The sequence below is a fragment of the Pseudomonas sp. GYB4201 genome, assembly GCF_056312595.1.
Map to the genome: position 1 here is coordinate 1 of NZ_JBWGIG010000017.1, position 21975 is coordinate 21975.

Annotated in this window: 20 protein-coding genes and 1 pseudogene; 6 read left to right on the forward strand and 15 right to left on the reverse strand. The window is 66.4% G+C overall.

Going from position 1 to position 21975, the window contains the following annotated elements; all coding sequences use genetic code 11:
* Both AC0Z2B_RS17250 and AC0Z2B_RS17255 read left to right on the forward strand, forming a co-directional pair.
* Positions 1 to 133: pseudogene (locus AC0Z2B_RS17250) on the forward strand (IS110 family transposase); the annotation flags it as partial.
* Positions 134 to 483: 350 nt separating this feature from the next.
* A complete protein-coding gene (locus AC0Z2B_RS17255; RefSeq protein ID WP_476298222.1) occupies positions 484 to 789 on the forward strand; it encodes a hypothetical protein in 306 nt (101 codons plus the stop codon).
* On the opposite strand, the gene AC0Z2B_RS17260 is transcribed toward AC0Z2B_RS17255, so the two are convergent.
* The 5 genes from AC0Z2B_RS17260 to AC0Z2B_RS17280 form a co-directional block, all read right to left on the reverse strand.
* Positions 780 to 2207, reverse strand: coding sequence for a sigma-54-dependent transcriptional regulator (locus AC0Z2B_RS17260; protein ID WP_476298223.1), 1428 nt, complete (start codon positions 2205 to 2207; stop codon positions 780 to 782). The genes AC0Z2B_RS17255 and AC0Z2B_RS17260 overlap by 10 nt on opposite strands.
* A complete protein-coding gene (locus tag AC0Z2B_RS17265; protein WP_476298224.1) occupies positions 2176 to 3654 on the reverse strand; it encodes a sensor histidine kinase in 1479 nt (492 codons plus the stop codon). Before AC0Z2B_RS17265 ends, AC0Z2B_RS17260 begins: the two co-directional genes overlap by 32 nt.
* 105 nt (positions 3655 to 3759) lie before the next feature.
* Positions 3760 to 4857 (reverse strand): SCO family protein, encoded by a 1098-nt coding sequence (locus AC0Z2B_RS17270; protein WP_476298225.1) that lies wholly within the window; start codon positions 4855 to 4857, stop codon positions 3760 to 3762.
* Positions 4858 to 4870: 13 nt separating this feature from the next.
* Entirely contained in the window at positions 4871 to 7669 is a 2799-nt protein-coding gene (locus AC0Z2B_RS17275) for a multicopper oxidase domain-containing protein (RefSeq protein WP_476298226.1), read from the reverse strand.
* 201 nt (positions 7670 to 7870) lie between these two features.
* Positions 7871 to 9316, reverse strand: coding sequence for a sensor histidine kinase (locus AC0Z2B_RS17280; protein ID WP_476298227.1), 1446 nt, complete (start codon positions 9314 to 9316; stop codon positions 7871 to 7873).
* A 239-nt stretch (positions 9317 to 9555) separates the two neighbouring features.
* On the opposite strand from AC0Z2B_RS17280, the gene AC0Z2B_RS17285 reads away from it, so the two are divergent.
* From AC0Z2B_RS17285 to AC0Z2B_RS17300, 4 genes are read left to right on the forward strand one after another with little or no spacing between them, the layout of a single operon-like run.
* Positions 9556 to 10902 carry a hypothetical protein gene (locus AC0Z2B_RS17285; protein ID WP_476298228.1) on the forward strand — a complete coding sequence of 449 codons (1347 nt, stop codon included), beginning with the start codon at positions 9556 to 9558 and terminating at the stop codon, positions 10900 to 10902.
* A 35-nt stretch (positions 10903 to 10937) separates the two neighbouring features.
* Positions 10938 to 13184: an Ig-like domain-containing protein gene (locus AC0Z2B_RS17290; protein WP_476298229.1), complete on the forward strand. Its 2247-nt coding sequence runs from the start codon at positions 10938 to 10940 to the stop codon at positions 13182 to 13184.
* A 57-nt stretch (positions 13185 to 13241) separates the two neighbouring features.
* Positions 13242 to 13700, forward strand: a complete 459-nt coding sequence (locus tag AC0Z2B_RS17295) for a curlin (RefSeq protein ID WP_476298230.1) — start codon at positions 13242 to 13244, stop codon at positions 13698 to 13700.
* A gap of 32 nt (positions 13701 to 13732) precedes the next feature.
* Positions 13733 to 15181, forward strand: coding sequence for a curlin (locus tag AC0Z2B_RS17300; protein ID WP_476298232.1), 1449 nt, complete (start codon positions 13733 to 13735; stop codon positions 15179 to 15181).
* Positions 15182 to 15498: 317 nt separating this feature from the next.
* Here the strand turns inward: AC0Z2B_RS17300 and AC0Z2B_RS17305 are convergent, their stop codons facing one another.
* From AC0Z2B_RS17305 to AC0Z2B_RS17350, 10 genes are read right to left on the reverse strand one after another with little or no spacing between them, the layout of a single operon-like run.
* Positions 15499 to 16356: a CsgG/HfaB family protein gene (locus AC0Z2B_RS17305; protein ID WP_476298234.1), complete on the reverse strand. Its 858-nt coding sequence runs from the start codon at positions 16354 to 16356 to the stop codon at positions 15499 to 15501.
* 30 nt (positions 16357 to 16386) lie between these two features.
* Positions 16387 to 16794 (reverse strand): curli assembly protein CsgF, encoded by a 408-nt coding sequence (locus AC0Z2B_RS17310; RefSeq protein WP_416424380.1) that lies wholly within the window; start codon positions 16792 to 16794, stop codon positions 16387 to 16389.
* Positions 16791 to 17180: a curli production assembly/transport protein CsgE gene (gene csgE / locus AC0Z2B_RS17315; RefSeq protein ID WP_416424381.1), complete on the reverse strand. Its 390-nt coding sequence runs from the start codon at positions 17178 to 17180 to the stop codon at positions 16791 to 16793. The genes AC0Z2B_RS17310 and csgE overlap by 4 nt, the downstream gene beginning before the upstream one ends.
* On the reverse strand, positions 17177 to 17710 hold the full coding sequence (locus AC0Z2B_RS17320; RefSeq protein WP_476298237.1) for a type II secretion system protein: 534 nt from the start codon (positions 17708 to 17710) through the stop codon (positions 17177 to 17179). The genes csgE and AC0Z2B_RS17320 overlap by 4 nt, the downstream gene beginning before the upstream one ends.
* Positions 17685 to 18059: a type II secretion system protein gene (locus AC0Z2B_RS17325; RefSeq protein ID WP_476298239.1), complete on the reverse strand. Its 375-nt coding sequence runs from the start codon at positions 18057 to 18059 to the stop codon at positions 17685 to 17687. The genes AC0Z2B_RS17320 and AC0Z2B_RS17325 overlap by 26 nt, the downstream gene beginning before the upstream one ends.
* Positions 18060 to 18063: 4 nt before the next feature.
* Positions 18064 to 18537 (reverse strand): type II secretion system protein, encoded by a 474-nt coding sequence (locus AC0Z2B_RS17330; protein ID WP_416424384.1) that lies wholly within the window; start codon positions 18535 to 18537, stop codon positions 18064 to 18066.
* A 3-nt stretch (positions 18538 to 18540) separates the two neighbouring features.
* Positions 18541 to 20394: a secretin N-terminal domain-containing protein gene (locus tag AC0Z2B_RS17335; RefSeq protein WP_476298241.1), complete on the reverse strand. Its 1854-nt coding sequence runs from the start codon at positions 20392 to 20394 to the stop codon at positions 18541 to 18543.
* Complete coding sequence (locus tag AC0Z2B_RS17340; RefSeq protein ID WP_476298243.1) at positions 20391 to 20888, reverse strand: hypothetical protein; 498 nt, start codon at positions 20886 to 20888, stop codon at positions 20391 to 20393. Before AC0Z2B_RS17340 ends, AC0Z2B_RS17335 begins: the two co-directional genes overlap by 4 nt.
* Entirely contained in the window at positions 20888 to 21436 is a 549-nt protein-coding gene (locus AC0Z2B_RS17345; RefSeq protein WP_416424387.1) for a GspMb/PilO family protein, read from the reverse strand. The genes AC0Z2B_RS17340 and AC0Z2B_RS17345 overlap by 1 nt, the downstream gene beginning before the upstream one ends.
* Entirely contained in the window at positions 21423 to 21974 is a 552-nt protein-coding gene (locus AC0Z2B_RS17350; protein ID WP_476298245.1) for a PilN domain-containing protein, read from the reverse strand. Before AC0Z2B_RS17350 ends, AC0Z2B_RS17345 begins: the two co-directional genes overlap by 14 nt.
* Position 21975 lies beyond the last annotated feature (1 nt).

A 21975-nucleotide genomic window follows, 5' to 3' on the forward strand; every position in this document is an offset into this window, starting at 1 on the left:
GCTGCGCGATAAAGGCAAGAGTGCAAAAGTGGCGCTGGTAGCGTGCATGCGCGTGCTGCTGGTCCGGCTTAACGCCATGCTGCGCGACGGCACAGCATGGCGGACGTCATTGACTGGGCAAGACAGTGGCTAGGCGAATCTGTAGCAGCGGCCGCAGGCTGCGCAGGCCTTCACTCTCGCTGAAGATCTTCAGTGCACTCAGAGGCCAGCGCAGCCTGGCGGCAGCGGCTACGCGAACGTGGATACCCCATGGACCGCGTCGCCTGCATCGCGGCCAAGGCCGGCTCCTACCACGAATAGTGTAGGAGCCGACTTTAGTCGCGATGCAGACGACGTCATTTCAAGACAGTTGCTGCTACGCCCGTAGCAGCGGCCACAGGCCGCGTCCCCGCCCCTCCCGTAGCAGCGGCCGCAGGCCGCGTCCAGGTGCTATATTGATGGCCTTGGGGTTGTACGTGGGGGGATGTATCCAACGGTGCCGTCATGACCATGCCGCTTCGCCTGTCCTTGCTTGCCTGCTGTCTGCTGTCGTCGCCCCTGGCCATGGCGCAGACCTACTACCCCACGGTTCACTCCTCACCCCCGCAGCCCTTCGTCGATGTGCCGCCACAGGCCTTTGAAGTGGTGGAATACCCCCATCAGTTCTACGACTCGCAACTACCCGCGCTGGCCGAGCGCAGCGAGGTGGTGGCGCGGATCTATGACCCAAGGCTGGGGGTGTACGTGGATACGCGGGTGCCGGACCCCAGTTGCCTGGCCGACCCCGCGCAGGCGAAGGGCTACCACTGACGCTTGTCAGGGCGCATCAGGCCCAGTTTCTCGATACGGTAGCGCAGCATGTCGCGGCTCAGGCCCAGCAGCCGCGCGGACTTGGTGACGTTCCAGTCGGTCTTGTCGAGCACCTTGCGCACCATGTCGCGCTCCACCGCCGGCAGGGTCATGCTGGCCGTGTCTTCGAACACCGGGCGCGGCTCGCTGACATCCTCGCGGGGCGGGGCGATGGGCGTGTCGGTCAGGCTGTGGCAGACGTTCAACTGGCTGGCGCCCACACAGTCACTGGGTGCCAGCAGCACGGTCTGCTCAAGCATATTGCGCAGTTCGCGCACGTTGCCCGGCCAGCTGTAGCTGAGCATCAGCTCCTGGGCCTGGCCGCTGAAGTACAGGTTCGGCTTGCCGTAGCGCTTGCCGTGGGCCGCCAGGAAGTGCCGGGCCAGCAGCAGGATGTCGTTGCCACGGCTGAACAGCCGCGGCACCTTGATGGAGATGATGCGCAGGCGGAAGAACAGGTCGCGGCGAAACTTGCCCTGCTGCACCATCTGCTCCAGGTTGCAGTTGGTGGCGCTGATGATGCGCAGGTCGACCTTGCGCTCCTTCACCGAACCCACGCGGCGGATGGTGCGGTCTTCCAGCAGCTTGAGCAGCTTGGCCTGCAGCAGCAGGTCCATCTCGCCCACCTCGTCGAGGAACAGCGTGCCGCCGTCGGCGGCCTCCACCAGGCCCACGCGGCGGTCCTTGGCGTCGGTGAACGCGCCCTTTTCGTGGCCGAACAGCTCCGATTCCAGCAGGTTCGACGGAATCGACGCGCAGTTGAATTCAATGAACGGGCCCTTGGCCCGCGGCCCGTCGAAGTGCAGCGCACGGGCCACCAGTTCCTTGCCGGTCCCGGTCTCGCCTTCCACCAGCACCGGCGGCAGGTCGTTGTTGGGCATGCGCCGCTCGGCGTCGAGCAGCTGCATCAGCGTGTTCTTCATGGTCAGCATGGCCGGCGACTCGCCGATCAGCGCCTGGATCCCCGACTTCTGCGCCTCGCGGTCCTGGTAGAACGACAAGGTGCGCTCCATGCGGTCGGTGGCCAGGGCCTTGTCCAGCAGCAGCTTGAGCTCGGGCAGCGCCACCGGCTTGGTCACGTAGTGGAAGGCGCCCTCCTTCATGGCCACCACCGCGTCCTCGATGTTGCCGTAGCCGGTCATCATGATCACCTTGAGATCCGGCGCGCTGATGCGCAGCTTCTGGATCAGGTCATGGCCACTCAAGCCCGGCAGCGAGTTGTCGGTCAGCACGGCGTCGGGCTGGAAGCTGCGCAATTGCTCCAGCGCATCCTCGGCGCTGTGGCAGACACTGACCTCGAAGCCCTTGCGCTCCAGATAGGTCTGTATGTTCTGCGCCAGGATTTCATCATCCTCGACCAGCAGTATGCTGTGCTCCATAGTCCCCTCCCGCTGCCACTCTGAAATTAAGACACACACGGGTTCCTTCCTGCTCCTGACTGGTCAGGTCGACCGAGCCCTCGAAGCGTTCCATTATCCGTTTGACCAGCGACAGGCCCACGCCCAGCCCACCCTGCTTGGTGGTGAAAAAGGGCTTGAACACCATGCGTTCCTGCTGCCGCGTCATGCCCTTGCCGGTATCGCTCAGGGCCAGGGTCAGGCGCCCGCCGGGCTGTTCCTGCACCTCGATGGTCAATATTCCGCCGTCGGGCATGGCCTCCACGGCGTTGGTAAACAAACTGTTGAGAATCTGCATCAGCTGCATCTGGTGGCTGAGCACCTTCGGGTAGCCGCGCGGCGACCAGTTCAACTGCACGTTGCAGCGCCGTATCAGCCCTTCATGCTGCTTGCAGGCCTGCTCGATGGCTGCGGTCAGGTCCACCGCCTCGCGTTCGGTGCTCATGGGCTTGAGGGACACAAGCAACTCGCGTACCCAGCGCGACATACGGTCGACCTGGCCGATGATGTCGGCGATGTTCTTCTGCGAGTCCTCGCTCGCCACCTCCTGGGCCAGCTCCGCGCTGGAGCGGATGGTGGCCAGCGGGTTGCGCAGGCTGTGGGCCACCGCCGAGGACATCTCGCCCAGGGCCACGAAGGTCTCGTTGGCCACCAGCTGGCGCTCCTGGGTGCGCAACAGCGTGGCGGCGCGCCGCACTATCCAGTACAGGCCGCCATAGATCAGCGCCCCGCCCGCCAGGGTGGCCAGCCAGATCAGCAGGTAGCCACGGCGGATGCGGGCCACCAGGTCGGCCGGCTCCTTGTAGATTTCCACCATGGCGACGACCTTGCTGCGGTCGGCGTTGAACAGCGGGATGTAGTTTTCGATGAACAGGTATTCGGGCTCGCGCAGCAGCTTCTGCTCCGGCCGCTCCTCGGCGATGCGGTGGTAACTGGCGGCCACCGGCACCTTCATCTCGAAGGCCTCGTCCAGCTCGTCGTCGTCCTCGATGTTCACGCCCACCAGCTGCGGGTTGGTGGACCAGATCACCTTGTGGTCCAGGCCATACACGCTGGCCAGCAGCAGGTCGGGCAGTTGCGCCAGGTGATCGAGAAACTCGTCGCGCGCCGCCAGTTGCAGGCGGGCGTCAAAGCCGGCCAGCTCGGGGTGCGGCTGGTTGTCGAGGACATCACCGATGGTCAGGGCGGCGGGAATGTGCGCGTGGCGCAACTCGGCCTCGCCGATGGACTGGATGAACTGCGCGGTCAGCAGCGCGTCGCGCTCCACGCTCTGGTTGACCACGAAGCCGGTGGACACATACCCCAGGCCCAGCGCCACGGCGCCGATGATCAACAGGCTGGCCAGGGAGAACCAGCGCAGAAGGTTGAAGCTGGCCGGGCGCGGCTCGTGCTGGGCGGCACCGCCGGCCGTGGGGTTTATTGTCTGCATGTCAGGCGTTCCTGGCTGCTTTTTGTCTTTGAAGATATAGACCCGTCTTGACCCCTGCCACTGATCATTCGCTATGACGGGCCTGCCAATGATAGTAATTTGCCTCTATTGCATACCTGACATGTTGTGCTGGCTGTGATCGACCTGGTGCACGTGCGCAGGCTCGGCATCGGCCATCGGCGCGGGCAACGGCCGCTGGCGGTTGGTCTCGCTGTCCAGGAACTCCAGAATAGACAGCACCGAGGTGTCGTCCAGGCGCAGGTTGGGCATGGCCACGCTGTCGTACTGCTGGTAAAGCTGCACGGCCAGCGGGTCTTTTTCGGCCAGCAGGCGGTCGGGCTCTTTCAGCCAGCGTTTCAGCCACTCGGGGTCGCGCTGGCGGGTCACGCCAATCAGGTCGGGGCCGATGCTGCGCAGGCCCAGGCCTTGGCCATCCAGGGGGCCCAGGCTGTGGCATGACGCGCAACGGGTGCGGAACAGCTCTTCGCCGTTGCTGGGCGGGCGTATGTCCGGGGCGTTGGCGTAGCTCTGCTCGGTGCTGGGGGTTTTCCAGTTCTGCAGGGTGTTGGCCAGCTGGTCGGCCAGGATCCACGGGTTCTCGAACGGCGAGGCTTTCATCCAGCGGCCACTGGCCTGGTTGCCGACGATCAGGCTGAGGTTGTGGTCCTTGCTGCGGCCATTGTCCACGCCTTCGATGAACAACCCCAGTTTCTGCCGCAGTTGGGTGATGTCCTGCTTGTTGCCGGTGAGGAACTGCCAGCCCGGCCCTACCTTGAATTTGTCCATGTAGTGCTTGAGCACCGCCGGGGTGTCGGTGTCCGGGTCGATGCTGATGGAATAGAAGAACACGTCCTTGCCCACCCGGTCGCCCAACAGCTTCTGCACCTGGCGCAGCCGCGCGGTTTCCAGCGGGCAGGAGTCGGTGCACGAGGTGAAGATGAAATTGATCACCACCACCTTGCCCTTGATCAGGTCGTCGAAAAAGTGCACCGGCTGGCCGTCCTGGTTGGTCAGCACGGTGTTGGGGAAGTAATCGCCGCCCCAGGGCGTGGCCGAGGTGTCCGCCGCCACGGCGGGCGGCGTGGCCACCTCGTGCACATGCCCTTCGTGGGCGTGGAGGGCCCGGCTGGCCAGCAGGCACGCCACCAGCACCAATATCCAGTGCAGTTGCAGCGCAGCGTGGCGGGTGTCGTGCTTGCTCATGGCCTGGGCCTCCTTATTTCACGTTCACTTGCGGGCCGGCGCCGTCGCCGGTACGGAAGGTTGGCAGCGCGGCCGAGTTCACGTAGCGCACCCCGTCCCAGCTGGGCAGCGGCGTGGGCATCAGCTGCAGCTGGCCGGGTTTTTCCAGGTCCCAGCGCAGCAGCATCGAATTGTCCTCATGCTGGGTGTTGTGGCAGTGCTCCATGTAGGTGCCGGCGAACTCGCGGAAGTTGATTGCCATTTCCACGTTGTCCAGGCCGTCGGCTTCCGAACCGATGCGGTAGACGTCCTTGCGTGCCCATTTTTCCCACTCAGGCGGTGCCTTGCCGCCGCGGCTGAGGATGATGCCTTCCTCGAAGTGCACGTGCACCGGGTGGCTCCAGCCCTTGCCGCCGGCCTGTATCTTCCACACTTCCAGGGTGCCGATGCCGCCGTAGCCGGCGTCGGTGGGGCCGTTGGCCAACTGCGTGGCGGCGTTCAGCCGGCGTGGGTCCATGTGGTAGCCGAAGCCGCCATCGGTCTTGACCGTCCAGGGCGCTTCATCGGTGCCGTCGGAGCGGCCGAAGATGAAGGTGCGGTGGCGCGCCTTGGCGAGGATGGCCTTGTCAGCAGGGTTGTCGCGGTGGATCTTCAGCGGGATCATCACCTTGCCCTCGGCCTTGCCCGGCTTGGCCGGCTCATACAGCGACGGGTCCATGGCCAGGTCCTGGCCGGTGTAGGCCTTGACGTTAAGCTGCAGGATCTTGCCCACCACCGGGTCGCCCTTGTCCCACTGCGGGCCCTTGCTGGTCTGCTTGATCACCGGCAGGTACTTCTCGGACAGGATGTCCGCCAGGGGAATGACCTCCTTGGGGCCCTTGCCGTCTTCATGGGACTGCACGTTGACCAGGAACAGCTTGTCCCCCGCTTTCACGCCGTTCTTGGCGAAGTTGACCAGAATGTCGAAGCGCTCGGCGATGCCCTGGGTCGGCAGGATGGCGTTGTGGTTCTGTTTGTCGCCATCGGCGTCCAGGTCCATGCTGCCGTCGAACGGCACGGCGTGTTCCATGATGTTGCCGTCGTTGGCGATCATGTGGAACGGCACCCGCGCGTAGGACAACCCCGAGCCCTTGGGCCCCTGGAACTCGCCGCTGGTGCCCTTGATTTCGCGCACCAGGGCCAGCTTGATGTAGCGCGACACCGAGCCGTTGAGGATGCGGAAGCGGTAGCTGCGGGCGCGCACGTCGAGCACCGGTTTCCACTGCCAGTTGACCATGGGCTGGTCGCCCAGGAAGCCATCGGTGTTGAAGGGGTTGAACCACAGTTGGCCGTCCTGGTCCCAGGCCTTGTCGGCGATCACCAGGTTCACGTCGTAGTCGCGGTTGCCCCACGGCAAGGCGCTGCCGCTGGGGAAGCGCAGGTTGACGCCGTCGTCCACCGCCTCGTTGCCGCGGTCCAGGGCGCTGTAGTAGTTCATCATCGCCGCGTTGCCCTTGTAGACGTTCTGGGCGGTGAAATCGAGCATGTGGTCGTGGAACCAGTGGGTGCTCATGGTTTCGCGCCAGTCGCCGCGGATCTTGATGGTGCCGTGGTCGCAGGTTTTCAGGCCGGGGCTTGCGTCATTGACCCACAGGGTCTCGCCCGGCGCGCAGGGAAACGCTGCGCGCGGGTCCTGGGCGTTGGTGTTGATGGTGTCGTAGCCGGCCAGCTGTATGGGCCAGCGATAGTCGTAGTACTGGCCGGGGAAGAAGAAGGCGTTGGCATAGCCGTCGCTTTCCGCTGGCGCGTGGCCGTTGTGCTCGTGGGTGCTGATGGTGTGCAGGCCGAAGCCCTTGTTGGCCGACGGGTCGATGGGCAGGCCGTTGTAGTGGCGCATCAGCACCGGCTGGCCGTAGCGCACCATCAGCAGTTTGGGCGGCAGCGTGCCGTCGAAGGTCCACACCGAGTTGTGGTTCTGCACCGGCATGTTGGGGTGGAAGCGCGCGTCCACGCCCTTGGCCGTGCCATCGGTGGCCGGCATGCCCGCCACGTTGTGGTACAGGCCACCGGGGCCGAATTCGCCCAGTTGGTAGCCGTGGCGCTGCCTGCTGTCACGCAGGCCACCGTTGGTGCGCGCGCCGGTCTGCACGGTCTTGTAGGCGTACTGCGGGTAGAACTCGTTCCAGCGCTGGTGCGACCAGCCCTTTCCTGGTGGCCGGCCTTCGGCGGACGAGCCGATGCGGCGGTTGAGGAACACCTCGATCTGCGCCTGCCAGGGGTTGCGGTCAACGGTGTTGGACACCTGGCTGGGGAACGGTGTAAGCCCCGGTTGCCGCAAGAAGGCATCCAGCGCGGCGCTGGGTGGGCCGCTGCGGGCATCGGTAAGCGGGTCTTGCTGCGGCGCCGGCCCTTTCACCGGCGCCGGGAACGGCAGCGGCCCCGGCGGCGTGGTGGGGTCGAGCTTTTCCGGGCCGAACTCCTCGAACAGGGTCAACTGCTGGGTAAACGGCTGCGCCCCATACAACGGGCTGGGCTTGCCGTTGGTGGGGTAGTTGAAGCTGGTCTGCGCCGCTGGCGGCAGCACGTTCTCGACGCGGGTGGTGGCCTTGGTGCCCTTGACCGCGTCGGGCAAGTCCAGCGCGTCTTCGTTGGCCTCGGGGTCGGCCAGGATAGCGTTCAGTGCCGAGGTTTCATCGGCAGGTTCATCCTGGTAGGCGGAAGGGTCAGCGCTGGGCGGCTGGCTTTCGTCGTCGATAGGCCCGGCCCAGGCACCGTGGATAACCAGGGCCAGGGCCAGGCTCAAGGGCGTCAACCGGGCGCAGCGCCGTAATGCAAGCCAGTGGGTAATGTTCATCGTCATCCGCCTCAAGTCGTGAAGGGGTGATGACGATGGAGCAATTAGCCGGCCAATTTTTTAGCCGCGCCTAAAACTCAATGGAAACAATGGATTAGCTTCCGAAACCGATAGGCACTGGCCGGGGCGACTGGGGAATGACACCCGCTTGCGGGGAAAGTTCACACCCATTTCGTGGTTGCCGCCAGCGTGCAGGTCGCCCTACCCGGCCACTGCCCGAAACACCAGGCTCACACAGGTCCCCTCGCCTTCCTGGCTCTGCAGTTCCACCCGCCCGCCGAAGCGTTCCATGATCCGCTTGACCAGCACCAGGCCCACCCCCAGGCCGCCCTGCTTGGTGGTGAAGAACGGCCTGAAGCACAGGGCCCGCTGCTCGGCGCTCATGCCCTTGCCGGTGTCTGCCAGGCTCAGCCACACCCAGCGGTTGTCGGGGCTGGTCACGGTGATGGTCAGCGTGCCGCCCTTGCCCATGGCCTCCAGGGCGTTGGCCATCAGGCTGTTGAGGATCTGCGTCACCTGCACCTGCTGGTTCACCACCAGCGGCGCCTGCTGCACCTCGAACACCACCCGGGCCTGGGCGCGGGCGATCTGCTGTTCGAAGGCCAGCAGGCTGTCGTGCACGCAGGCCACCAGGTTCACCGGCTCCGGCTCGTCGCTCAGCGGCCGCAGGGACTGCAGCAGCTCGCGCACCCAGCTGGACATGCGATCCACCTGGTTGATGATGTCGCCAATGTTCTTGTGCGCCACGCCGCTGTCGAACTCCAGCGCCAGTTCGGCGCTGGAACGAATGGTGGCCAGCGGGTTGCGCAGGCTGTGGGCCACCGCCGAGGACATTTCCCCCAGCGCCACGTAGGTCTCGTTGGTCACCAGCTTCTGTTGCTGCACCGCCAGCAGCATGGCGGCGCGGCGCACTATCCAGTACAGGCCCAGGTAAATCAGCGCGCCGCCGGCCACGGTGGCCAGCCAGATCAGCAACAGCCCGCGCTCCATGCGCCCGATCAGGTCTTTGGGCTCCTTGTAGATCTCCACCATGGCCATCACCTGGTCGCCGGTGGCGTTGAACAGCGGCACGTAGTTCTCGATGAAGATGAAGTCCGGCGGGGTGATGAATTTCTGCTCCATGCGCGCGTCGTCAATGTCGTGGTAGCTGGTGGACACCGGCACTTTTTCCTCGAAGGCGCGTTCCAGGTCGTCGTCGCCCAGAATGTATTGGCCGATCAGGCTGGGGTTGGTGGACCAGATCACCTGCTTGTCCGGCGCATAGATATTGGCCAGCAGCACGTCGGGCAGCTGCGCGATATGGTCGAAGAACTCGCCGCGCACCTTGTCGCGCAAGGCCGGGTCGATGCCGGGAAACTTGCCGTCCTGGCGCGGGTCCAGCAGTTCGCCCATGGGTGGCACGTCGTCGATCTGGGCGTGGCGCACCTCGGTGGCGGCGATGGACTGCACGAACTGCGCGGTCAACAGCGCGTCGCGCTCCACGCTCTGGCCGATCACGAAACGCGTGGACACCAGCCCCAGCCCCAGCGCCACCAGGAGGATGATCGCCATGCTGGTGACGGAGAAAGAGCGCAACAGGTTGAAGGTGCCGGGGGGCGACGCGGCGTCTGCCTGGGCGTCGCGGGTCCTGCGAAAGGGCCATTTCATGGGGCGTGGTTTCCCGTCTCGACCCTATGGGTATAGACCACCCCCAGCCAATTGCCCGGCCTGCCGCCATTGCCCCCACAGTTGGGGCAAACACCCCAGCGGCGCCTGTCAGCGTCGCCGGCTCACCAGGCTTGCAGGGCTCTGGCGCAAGGCTTTCACCACCACTGGCATGGGAGTTGCCCGCACCTGAGCAACTGACCCGTCCCCACAGGACCGGGCCTTTGCCAGAGGGATAACCCATGCACCCTTTACTTTCCAAGACCGCCACCGTGCTGGTGGTGACCTGCCTGGCCCAGGGCGTGGCCCGCGCGGCGCTGTTCGACGTGGACCCTGGGCCCTACGCGGCACCCACGGGCTTTTTCGCCAACTGGTACCAGGACACCCATGGCCGGGTGCTCGACCTGTGCCTGTCCAAGGCCCTCAGCTCGCGGGTGCCCAGCACCCCCGGCACGCCGTCGTACATGTGCTCGCTGATCCCCAACCCCGGGGTGTTCGACGACACCAAGGCCATCGTCTTCCCCACCAACTTCCCGGACGAGGCGTTCTGGTTCACCGCTGACGCCGCCTTCAACGACACGGCCACCGGCGTCAACCTCAACTACGGCTCGGCGGTGGAAGCGGCGTTCAGCGGCGGGCTGCCCGCCGACGGCGAGCAGATCAGCTTCGCGCGCATCCGCATGCGCATCGACGTGCCAGTGGCGGGGACCTACATCGTCACCCACCCCTACGGGGTCGAGGCGTTCACGGTGACCACCCCGGGCCGGCGCGCCATCAACCTGACCCGCGACATCGGCATTGGCGCGCCCAAGGTCTACACCGGCACCCTGGCCGGCGACATCGGCCCGTTCCTGCGCAGCATCAACGGCCCCTACACCGAGACCAACCCGCAGACCGGCGCCGCCGAGAGTTTCATCGGCGACCCCAACCTGACCGAGGCCGCCACCGGCAGCCCCTACAACACCAACTACGTGCGCATCGAAGGCCCCAACGGCATCGACGTGCGCACCACGCTGTTCGCCATCTCCGGCAAGCTGTCGGCCACCGTGCGGCCCACCCCGCTGATCACCCAGCGCGGCACCTACTCCCGGCGCCCCGGCACCAGCGCGCCGATTGCCCAGCAGGACGTGTTCGTGCAGGCGCCGCCGCAGCCCGCCACGGTCACCCTGACCAGCAACAGCCCGGCCCTGGCCCTCACCGAGACCACCGCCACCGGCAACTGGTACGGCCAGTCCGCCAGCAACCCGACGCTGCCCAGCGTGCTGCAACTTACCGCCGACAACCACCTGGCCATCGCCACCAGCACCCCCACCAGCCTGGGCCTGCCGCTTGCGGACCTGGTGATCATCCAGCGCGCCGAATACAGCCTGAGCACCGGCCAATTGACCGTAGTGGCGGCCACCAGCGACGAGACCTCGCCACCGGTGCTCACCGCCACCACCCTGGGCGGCGCCACCATTGGCGCCCTGGGCGGCGACGGCGCGGTGAAAACCCTGGCCACCAGCATTTCGCCCATACCGCCGGCCAAGGTGCGCGTGACTTCGTCCAACGGCGGCAGCGACGTTGAAGAAGTGGTCATCGTGCAATGAACGCCCAACGGCCCAGATCTGCTTCAGGAGGCACCATGAACAAACGCCCAAGCCTGGCCCTGAGCGCCCTGGCGGTTGCACTGACGCTGTCAGGCAACGCCCACGCGGTGCTGTCGGCCGTCGACACTGGCCCCTATACCGCCGCCACCGGACGCTTTCCGGCCTGGTACCAGGACGCCACCAACCTGCAACTGGAACTGTGCCAGTCCAAGGCCCTGAGTTCCCGCGTGCCCAGCGTGCCCGGCACGCCTTCGTACATGTGCACCATCCTGCCCGAGCCAGGGGTGTTCGACGACACCCTGCCCATGGTGTTCCCCGACAACTGGCCGCCCGAGGCCTTCTGGACCGTGGCCGAGACCAAGATCCCGGCGGTGGGCAACAGCGGCTACGCGCTGGAAGCCTACGTGGCCGGCGTCGAGGCGGCGTTCACCACGCCCGAGCCGGTGGACGGCCAGCAGATCAGCTTCGCGCGCATCCGCCTGCGCATCGACGTGCCCCAGGCAGGTACCTACACCGTCACCCACCCCTACGGCGTGGAGACCTTCAACGTGACCACGCCGGGGCGCCGGGCCATCAACGTCACCCGTGACATCGGCGTCGCCGCCCCCGGCAACTTCACCGGCGCGTTGAATGGTGCCGTGGGCCCGTTCCTGCACAGCGTCAACGGCCCCTATATCGAGGTCAACCCGGAGACCGGCGCCAGCGAGACCTTCGTCGGCGACCCCAACCTGGCGGAAGCGGTGACCGGCAGCCCCAACGGCACGAACTTCGTGCGCATCAGCGGCCCGGCCGGGACTATCCAGACCAACCTGTTCAACCTGACCGGCAAGGTCTACGACAACCGTGCGCAAACCCCGGTGGACGCCCAGCGCATCACCTACCGGCGCACCAGCAACGGCGGCAGCCCCAGCACCCGCGTCGAGGTGTTCGCCAGCTCGCCGAACAGCTCCAGCCTGTGCTTCCGCGAAACCCTGGCGCTGGTGCCCGGCACCCCGGCCACGCCGTGCCAGACAGCCATGGTGGGCGACAACAACGGGCTGTTCTTCGGCCAGCACCTGCTCAGTTCCAGCAGTTTGCCCGCCGTGGTGGTGGTCACCGCCAGCAATCCTGCGGGCACCACGCGCCCCACCTCGGTGTCGAGCAAGCTCATTGACCTGGTCAAGATCCAGACCGCGACCTACACCTGGAGCAACAAGACCCTGGTGATCGAGGCCACCTCCACCGACGAGGTCAACGTGCCCGACATGGTCGCCGCCGGCTTCGGCCGCCTGTCCAAGAGCGGCACCCTGCAGCGCCTGACTGTGGCGGAGCTGGCGCAGCCGCCGGCCAGCGTCACGGTCAAGTCCGCTGCTGGCGGCAGCGACACCGAGTGGGTCAAGGTCGTGGGCAACGCCCCCAACAGTGGGGACAACCAGCCGCCGGTGGCGGTCGCCGACACCGCCACCACCGGGTTCGGCGTGCCGATCACCCTCAACGTGCTGGCCAACGACAGTGACCCCGACGGCAACGTGCCCCTGAGCGTCACCGGCCTGACCCAGCCGGCCACCGGCCAGGGCACCGTGGCCCTCAACGGCAGCACCCAGGTGGTCTACACCCCACCGGCGGTGGTCAACGCGCCCATCGCCGCGACCTTCACCTACATGGCCCAGGACAGCAAGGGCCTGGCCTCGACGCCGGCCACGGTGACGGTCAACGTCGCGCCCAACCGGCCACCGGTGGCCAACCCCGACACCGGCGCCACCCTGGGCGTGCCGCTGGTGATCAACGTGCTGGCCAACGACACCGACCCCGAAGGCAACGTGCCCCTGGGCGTGGCCAGCGTGACGCAACCGGCCGCCGGCCGCGGCACGGTGACCACCGACGGCACCCAAGTCACCTACAACCCACCCGCCACGGTCACCGCGGCCTTCACCACGACCTTCACCTACGTGGCCCGGGACAGCTTCGGCGCCCTGTCCACCCCGGCCACGGTGACGGTGCAGGTGTCGCCGAAACCGGCGGCGGAAACCTTCACGGTGACCACCGCCAGCGTCCAGGCGAAATCGGGCAACCGCTTCGTCTGGGACTTCGCCGGCACCTCGTCGGTGGTCACCGGCAACACCATCACCGTGCAGGTCACCACGCCGACCGGGCTGGTGACGCTGGGCACCACCACGGTACCGGCCACCGGCCGCTGGCGCCTGACTGTCAATAACAGCCCGGTGGCACCGTCGGCCAACCCCACCGCGACCATCCGCAGCTCCCAGGGCTCGGTGCGCTCGGTGTCGGTGACCACGCTGTAGCCCGCTTGCCCGCCAGCCTTGCGGTTGGCGGGCAGCTACTGAATCAGGAGTTTGACCATGCGCCTACTGACGACCGCCCTGCTCTGCCTGCTCGCCGTCCAGGTGCCGTTATGCCTGGCCGATGACCTGATGGACAACAGCGACCTGGCACCCGCCAGCGACCTGGGCGAACTGCCGCCACCGGTGGGCCAGCAGGCACTGATCAACCAACAGGGCCAGGCCAACGAGGCGCACCTGCAGCAGCAGGGGCAGTCGCTGCTGGGCAACATCGTGCAGGTGGGCAGCAACCAGGAGGCGTACATCCTGCAGCAAGGCAACGATTTGATGGCGTCGATCAACCAGCAAGGCTCGGGGAACGTCGCCAGCATCAACCAGCGCGGCAGCAGTAACCGCGCGCAGATCGACCAGAACGGCAATAACAACAACGCGAGCATCGAACAGGCCGGCACGGGGCTGCAAAGCGCCGTCACGCAGTCAGGCAACGGTATGAGCGTTTCCATCAAGCAGTACCGCTGAAACGACCTTTGAAGTCCTCAGGAGGCATCACCATGTTCACACTCAAACCCCTCGCCGCGGCGATCCTGGCCCTGGGTTGCGCCCAGGCCATGGCCAGCAACAGCACCTCGGTGCAGACCCAGAACGGCGACGGCAACATCGCCAGCGTCGAGCAACAGCAGGCGGCCCACGCCAAGGCCAGCCAGGCCCAGCAGGGCCAGGGCAACTACGCCAGCGCCTTCCAGCAAGGCACCGACAGCCTGATGCAGCTCAACCAGGACGGCCACTACAACAGCGGCTACGCCGAACAGATCGACGAAAGCGCCAGCCATCTCTATCAAGTGCAGAGCGGCAGCTACAACACCGTGGACGCCAGCCAGTCCAGCGGCCAGGGCAACCAGGCCAGCCAGCAGCAGAACGGCGACAACAACTACACCCAGGTCTACCAGGACACCCAGAACGGCAGCCAGGCCAGCACCAGCCAGGCTGGCAACTACAACAGCGCGCGCATCCAGCAGGTGTTCGGCGGCATCAACAACAATGCGGTCATCAACCAGCACGGCGACAACCACAGCGCCCGCGCCGAGCACCTGGACCATGTGGGCGGGCAGATCAGCATCAACCAGAGCGGCGATGGCCAGATCGCCTACGGCGAACAGGGCGACGGCATCGGCGGCAAGCTGAGCATCGACCAGGGCGGCTACCAGAACGCCGCCACCGTGTGGCAGGACAGCCAGACCGGTGGTACCCAGGCCAGCGTCAGCCAGTACGGCAGCCTCAACGACGCCACCGTGGACCAGAGCTTCGGCCACGACAACACGGCCCAGGTGCAGCAGAACGGCGACACCAACACCGTCTACGCCGACCAGTTCCAGGCCACCGGCGCCACCCTGTCGCTGTACCAGAGCGGCAATGGCAACGCCCACTACACCTACCAGACCGGCAGCAACCAGTACCTGAGCGCCAGCACCAGCGGCAACGGCAACAAGATCAACGCCAACCTGTACCAGGGCAGCATGGTCGGCGGCCAGAGCGGCACCGGCCAGCGCGCCTACCTCAACCAGAACGGCAACCAGAACGTCGCCACCCTCACCCAGGATGGCGTCAGCCATGTCACCCAGCTGAACCAGACTGGCCAGGGCAACCAGGCCACCATCAAACAGGCTGACAGCTACAACGAGCTGTACTTCGACCAGAACGGCAGCGACAACATCCTGATCTCCGACCAGCGTGGCGAAAGCAACCTGGCCCAGGGCACCCAGGGTGGCAGCGGCAACAGCGCCAGCTTCGACCAGACGGGCAGCAACAACCAGGCCTACACCGCCCAGCTGTACGGCAGCGACAACCAGATCACCATCAAGCAGGCCGACAGCATGAACGTGGCGTACGTCACCCAGGGCGGCACCGCCAACACCGCCAGCGTCGACCAGGCCGGCCAGGCCCAGAGCGCCAACGTGCAGCAGTACGGCAGCGCCAACCAGGCGACCGTGTTGCAGCGCTGAACCCGGCAAGCCAAAAAACCGCAGCCCCAGGGTTGCGGTTTTTTTTGCGTGTTGCAGGCGCACCGCGTTGCACTTGGACGCCGCCTGCGGCAGCTGCTACGCGAATACGGATACCCCATGGACCGCGTCGCCTGCATCGCGGCCAAGGCCGGCTCCTACCACGAATAGTGTAGGAGCCGACTTTAGTCGCGATGCAGACGACGCCATTTCAAGACAGTTGCTCCCACAAGACAGTTGCTGCTACGGGCAGGAACCTGTAGCAGCGGCCAAAGGCCGCGTCCGGGGGCGCCGCGTTTCTGAGGGCATGGCGCCAGGAATTATTCTTCGGGGTCCTGCGGGTGGTTCTGGCTCAGGTAGCGGTCGAGGGTCTCGTTGCCGGCGCCGCTGTTGTCGCCGGCCACGGTCCACATGTGCCGCTCAATGCCCTGGGCCACCAGGTGCCCCACCGCCGCTTCGATCGCCGACAGCACGCACAGCTGCGCCGGTTCGTTGGTGGTGTAGCCCACTTCGGCTTCCAGCAGTTTCTTGAATTCGATGAACTTGAACACCCCGGCGCTGCGGCTCACCGAATAGATGGTCTTGGTGGTCATGACGTTGGCCAGCACCTGGCCGCTGCGCACGTCCACCGCGCGCAGGTTGACGGTGACCTGGTCCACCCGGTATTCACGCGACAGGTCGATGCCCAGGTAGCGCGCACCCTCGCCGCCACTGCGCACGTTGGTGTCGTAGGCGATGATGCCGCCCTCGAGCATCAGGTTGGCCGCCTGCAGGGCCGGCAGCTCGGCTGCAATGTTCTCCGGCGCGTTGGGCTTTTTCTGTGAGGCGCGGATGATCTTGCGCTCGGTCAGCAGGTTCTGCAGCCCCTCGCGCTCCAGCACCACGAACCAGCCGCTGGCCTGCATGGCGTCCATCAGCATGCTCGCCGCGCCCTGGGTGACGCTGGTGGAAAACGAACTGGCCGGGGTGGGTTTGTACTGCCCGGTCTGATCCCGGAAGCCATACACCACCGCCATCAGCCGGCCCCGTGGCCGCGGCATCTTCAGCAGGTCGTAATAGGTGGACGCCCGCGGCGTCAGCGTCGGGATGGCGGTGTCCTGTTCGGCGGACATGGGTTCGCGCAGGCCGCAGCCCTGCAGGGTGGCCATGATGGTCATGGCCAGGATCAGTTTTTTCATCACACACACTCCCCAGGTAGCCCAAGTCCCTTACTGGGAGAGGCCATTGACCTTGATTTCCGACACTTCGCCCGTGCTGCGGTCCGTCACGTTGATGCTCAGCGCGCCGTCGTTGTCGATCACGTTGACGATGAAGGCATCGGTGGACAGGCTCCCCGAATTGCCCGTGGAAATGTTGTCCAGCACCTGCCCCAGCAACCGTGACTGCAACTGGCTGGTGAAACGCTCCAGGGCCGTGCTGCCCGCAGGGGTGGACTTTTTCAGGTCCGGGTCGTCGAAGTCGTTCTGGGCCTGGGCGTTGTTGAGCAGCCAGGTGCCGTTCAGCGGGTTGCCGCCGAACGAGGGGTTGACCGGCGTGTACACCAGCTCCGTGGCGTGGGCGGCGCCCAACCCCAGCAGGCAGGACAAGGCGCAGGCGTAGCGTTTTTTATTATTCATAGTTCGTCCTTCTCCAGGTCGGTTGTGTCCTGCAACAAGGTTTCCAGCTTGCGCTGGATGATCTGCGCCTTGACCAGGTCGGCCGCCTCGGCGGCCGTGTCCTGTAATGCCACGGTGTTCGGCGGCAGGAAGCGCCGGTAGATCACGCGTTGCTGATATTCCACGGTAATCAGGCTGCCCCAGCGCGGGTCGGGGCGCTCGCGCACCACCAGGTTGAAATCCATGCGGCTGGTGGCCCGCAGGCGTTCGGTGAACGCGTAGTAGAAGTCGTGGCCCACATGGGAAATGGCGTCATCGACGATGAAGCCCATCATTTCGTCTTCCTCGTTGCCCTGCGCCGCGCCGGCCAGCGCCACCAGCAGCATCGCCATCGCCAGGCGCTTCATGGCGCCAGCCCCTTCAGCGGGCTGGCCGCTGCCGGCTGGGTAGCGCCATCGGCGGTGGCTTTCTCGGCCACGAACTGCCAGTCGCTGTAGTGCTCCATGCCGTCGAACTCCGACCATTGCGCGGCGAAGCCGGTCTGCTTGAGCGGTTGCTCCTGGGCCTGGCTGTAGATGCCGGTGATGCGCTGGTCCAGGCCCCGCAGCAGCCCCCAGTCGCTGCTGTTGGTGATCGGGTCCGGGTACAGCCGGCGCAGGTGGTGCCGCGGGCTGGGGAAGCGCTTGTCCAGCACCAGCTCATCGAGCTCCTTGGGGTACTGGGCCAGCCCCGGCGAGGCGCGGTAGTAGCTGCGCAGCGCCTCGGCGTACTGGGTGCCCACCCACAGCAGTTCGCGTTCGTGGGCGCGGCGCGCCAGGGTCGACCACAGCTGGCAGGTGCTGGCCAGGCTGGCGCCCATGATCGCGATCAACACCAGCACGCCCAGGTAGGTGAACCCGGCAGCGGCGGCCTTACCACTGAGTGTACGGGCTGCCATCGCGCGACCTCCCGTCTGCAGCGCTTTTCACGTCTGCCACGCCGCCGGCTACGCCGGCCGGCGGCGGCACCAGCACCCACTGGTCGTTGCGCTCGGTAATGGGGTCCACCGGCGCGTTGCGCAGGTAACGCTGCTCCACCAACTGGTCCAGGGAGTCGGGGTAATGCCCGGTGTCGCCGTAGTAGTGGTCCAGCGCCTCGCGCATGGCCGACAGGCTCTGGCGCAGGGTGGTCTCCTTCGAGGCTTCCAGGCTGTTGAAGTAGCGCGGCAGCGCAATGGTCATCAAGGTGGCGATGATGGCCATCACCACCATCAGCTCAATCAGGGTAAAACCCGTTTGCCGGCGCATAGGTTCACCACTCCCGGTAGGGGATGCCGTTGAGGCCAGTGCCGCGCGCCTGGGAGTAAACGTCGAAGACGTCCTCGCCGTCGCGCGGGTTGTCGGCCGAACTGTCGTAGCTGCGCAGGCCCCAGCCGCCGTTGTCGTCATGCTTGCTGCTGGCGAACGGGTCGCGGGGGATGCGCCGCAGGAAATAGAACTTGCCGCCCTTGGCGCTACGCACGTCGCGCACGCCGTCCACCAGCACCGCCAGGTTGGGCGGGTAGCCGTTGCTGTCCAGGGACTTCTCCAGGTAGCCGGCGTCATAGGCGCGCTTGTAGGCGTCGATGCCGTCGCGGATCTGGTACAGGGCGTTTTTCAGGTCCTGTTCCTTGCCGCGCCGCACCAGGGTCTCGGTGAGCGGCGCGGCCATGCCGGCCAACAGGCCGATCAGGGCCAGGGTGACCACCACCTCGATCAGGGTGAAACCGCCCGCCGCGCGTTTCATGGCTCAGGGCCTCTCGCTGGCGGGCGCCGGCACGGTCACTGCCACCGGGGTGGCGGCGCTGGGCGCTGGCAAGGCCCGCGGCTGTTCGGCGCTCTGCATCGAGCGGTCCGGGGCCTGCACGTGCATGCTGGTCTCGGTGCCGGTGGAGAACTCCATGTCCGACGGGCTCTGGTACGGCAGGTTGCGCACGATGCGCGGGGTGATCGACAGCACCAGCTCGGACTTGGCGAAGGTGTCCTTGTTGCTGCCGAACAGCCGGCCGATGCCGGGAATGTCGCCCAGGCCGGGGATTTTATTGCCGGTGTCGGCGTGGTCATTGCGCACCAGGCCGGCCAGCACCTGGGTCTCGCCGTCGTGCAGGCGCAGGGTGGTCTGGGCGTTGCGGGTGTCCACCTGGACCGGGATGGTGCCCTGGCGGGTGGGTTCCAGCGGCGTGGCGTTGCTGACTTCCAGGGCGATCTTGATCGCCACTTCGTTGTTCAGGTGCACGATGGGCTGCACCTCCAGCTTCAAGCCCACGTCCAGGTAGGTGACGCTTTCGGTGATCACCGGGCCCTGGGTGGACGGCACCGAGGTGGCGCTGATGATCGGCACGCGCTGGCCAATGTGGATGCGCGCCTGCTCGCGGTTGCTGACGCGGATCACGGGGCTGGCCAGGGTGTTGACGCCGTTGTCCTGGGCGTTGATTTTCAGCTGCGGCGACGGCGCGATGGAGATGCGCCCGGCGTTGATGCCGCGCAGCTGGGACAGCACGCTCACCGCGCTGCCGTCGCCGTTGATCACGCCGAAGGTGCTGGGCCATTGCAGGCCCAGGTCGAGAATGCGCTGGCGGGCCACTTCCATCACTTCCACCTCCAGCACCACCTCGGGGTTGGACTGGTCCTGGGCCTGCAGCAGCTTCTCGGCCATGCGCACGGCGTCCTCGGTGTCGCGCATGGTCAGGGTGTTGAGGCGTTCGTCGACGAACACGTCGCGGGTCTTGAGCATGGTCTTGACCATGTTCAGCGCGGTGTTGGCGTCGATGTTAGTCAGGTAGAAGGTGCGCATCACCAGCTCCTGGTAATCCTTGACCTTCTGCGGCGAGTCGGGGTAGATCAGCAGGGTGTTCTCGTTCACCACCTTCTGGTGCAGCTGGTTCTGCGACAGCAGCATCTGCACCGCGTCCTCGATGCGCACGTCACGCACGAAGATGGTGGCGCGCAGGTCGGGGCGCAGGTCCTTGTCGAAGATGAAGTTGAGGCCGGCCACCTGGGACAGCACCTCGAAGATCGACTTGATGTTGGCGTCGCGAAACTCCAGGGTCACCGGCCGGTCCAGGCGCGTGCGCAGCTGCGGGTAGGTGATCTCGGTGCGGCTCTGCACCAGCTGGATCTGGCTGCGCAGCTCCAGCGCGCCTTCGTTGCGCGGGTCCAGTTCGAGGATCTGGCGCACCTGCCGGTCAGCGGTGAACACGTCGCCGCGGCGCAGGTCGCCACGGGCCAGCTCGAGTTTCTCGTCCAGGGTGCGCAGGTAGTCCAGCTGGTTGAGGGCGTCCTTGGCGCGACCGTTGGCGGGCTCGATGTTCAGCACCCGGCCGTAGGCCTGGCGGGCGCTGGCCACGTCATGGTCGGCGCGGGCGACGTCGCCCTGGTGCATCAATTCCTTCACCGAACGCACGCGGCCGTTGCTCAGGGCCAGGTGCAGCTGGGTGTCGCGCGGGTTGGCGCGCAGGCCCTCCTCGATCCGGGCAAGGCCGGCTTCGTATTGGCCGTGCTCGATCAGGTCGTTGCCTTCCTGGTTGGCCACTTTGGCGCTGCTGCAGGCGGCCAGGGCCACACACAGGGCGAGACTGCTGAGCATCAAGCGAGGTGCGTTCATGGGTTACTCCCCACAGACAAGGTCTGGGTCAAATGCAACGGCAGATAGACCAGGCTCAAGGCCTTGTCGTTAATGCTCTCGATCCGCCAGGTGTCGTCGATCACATCTCCCTTGCGCACGACGTAGAGTTTTTCGCCGTTCTGCAGGAACACCTGCAGGTCACGGCTATCGGCCAGCCGGCCGATGAATTGGAACGGCAGCGGCGGCGCGCTGGGGGGCAGCGGCGCCTGTTGCTGTTGTTGCAGCGCGGCCAATTGCTCGGCGGTGGGCGCCGGCGGCACCACGGCCCAAGTCTGGGCGGCGAACAGGTCGGCGCCCGGCGCCAGGTCGCGCAGCGGCGCGGGGGCGGTGGCGACGGCACGGCTGGCGGTGGCCGGCGCCCGTTGCGCCGCCGGCGCCAGGTCGTCCTGGCGCGGGAACAGCTCGGGGTACCCGGCCAGGCCGGCGGCCACGGCCAGGAACGCGCCCCAGCCCAGGATGCGGGAGGTATTCATCATGACCTCGACAGGTAGAGGGTCATGCGGATCCTTCCGCTCAGGTCGGTTTCGCCGATGCGCTTGCGCTGCAGCTCAAGGTCTTCCACCACCACCGCTGGCAACTGGCCCAGCAGCGCGTGCAGGAAGCGCCGCAGCTGCGGGTAGCTGCCGCGCACCGGCAGCAGGATCTGGTAGCGCGCCAGGTGGGTCTTGGGGTCGATGCCCAGGGCGTAATCGCCGCGGGCCAGGGTGATGTGCTCCTCGGCGGCCAGGGCGTACAGCTTGTCGATGGCCACCGTGGCTTCGGGCTGCGCCGGCAGGCGGCGATGGAACTCGTCCAGCTGGCGCTGGGGCACCACGGGCACGGTGGCGCTGCCCTGCTCCACCCGCGCCAGCAGGTCATCGGCCTGGCGGGTCTGCTCGCGCAGCTGGGCCAGGGCCTGCCAGCCCGGCACCAGGGTCAGCGCCCCGTAGGCGCCCACCACCAGCAACAGCACGACCGCGCCCAGGCCTGCCAGGCCCATGCCGCGCAGGTGCTCGTGGACAATCAATCTAGAGAGCGCCATCGCCGATCTCCCAGGTGGCCGAGAGGTTGAACTGCACCGGGTGCTCGGGGGCCTCGGTGTCAATCTCGTGGTTGAGCAGCGACACGTCGCGCAGCTCGTCGCTGGCTTCGAGCTGGCGGTGGAACGCCAGCATCGCTTCCAGGTTGCGGGCCTGGGCGGTGATGCGCAGCTGGCCCTTGCGCGCGTCGGGGGTCAGGCTCAACAGCGCCACGTCGCCCCGGGGCAGCGCCTCGAGCATGGCGAACAGGCGCTCCCATGGGCGGCGCAGCTGCTGCGACACCTTGCGCATCTCGGCCAGGTTTTGTTCCTGTTCGCGCAGTTGCGCCGGGGTGAGGCTGCTCTTCAGGCTGGCGGCGGTGTCGTCGCCCAGTTGCTGGCGGGCCCGGTGCAACTGCTGTTGCTGCTCGCGGGCCAGGCCGTCGAGCGCATGGCTGGCCAGCGCGCAGCCCAGGCCCAGGGCGATGGCCAGGCCCAGCAGGCACCAGCCCAGGCCGGCGAAGCGTGGGTGGGGTTGGAAGTCCAGGTTCAGGGCGCGCATG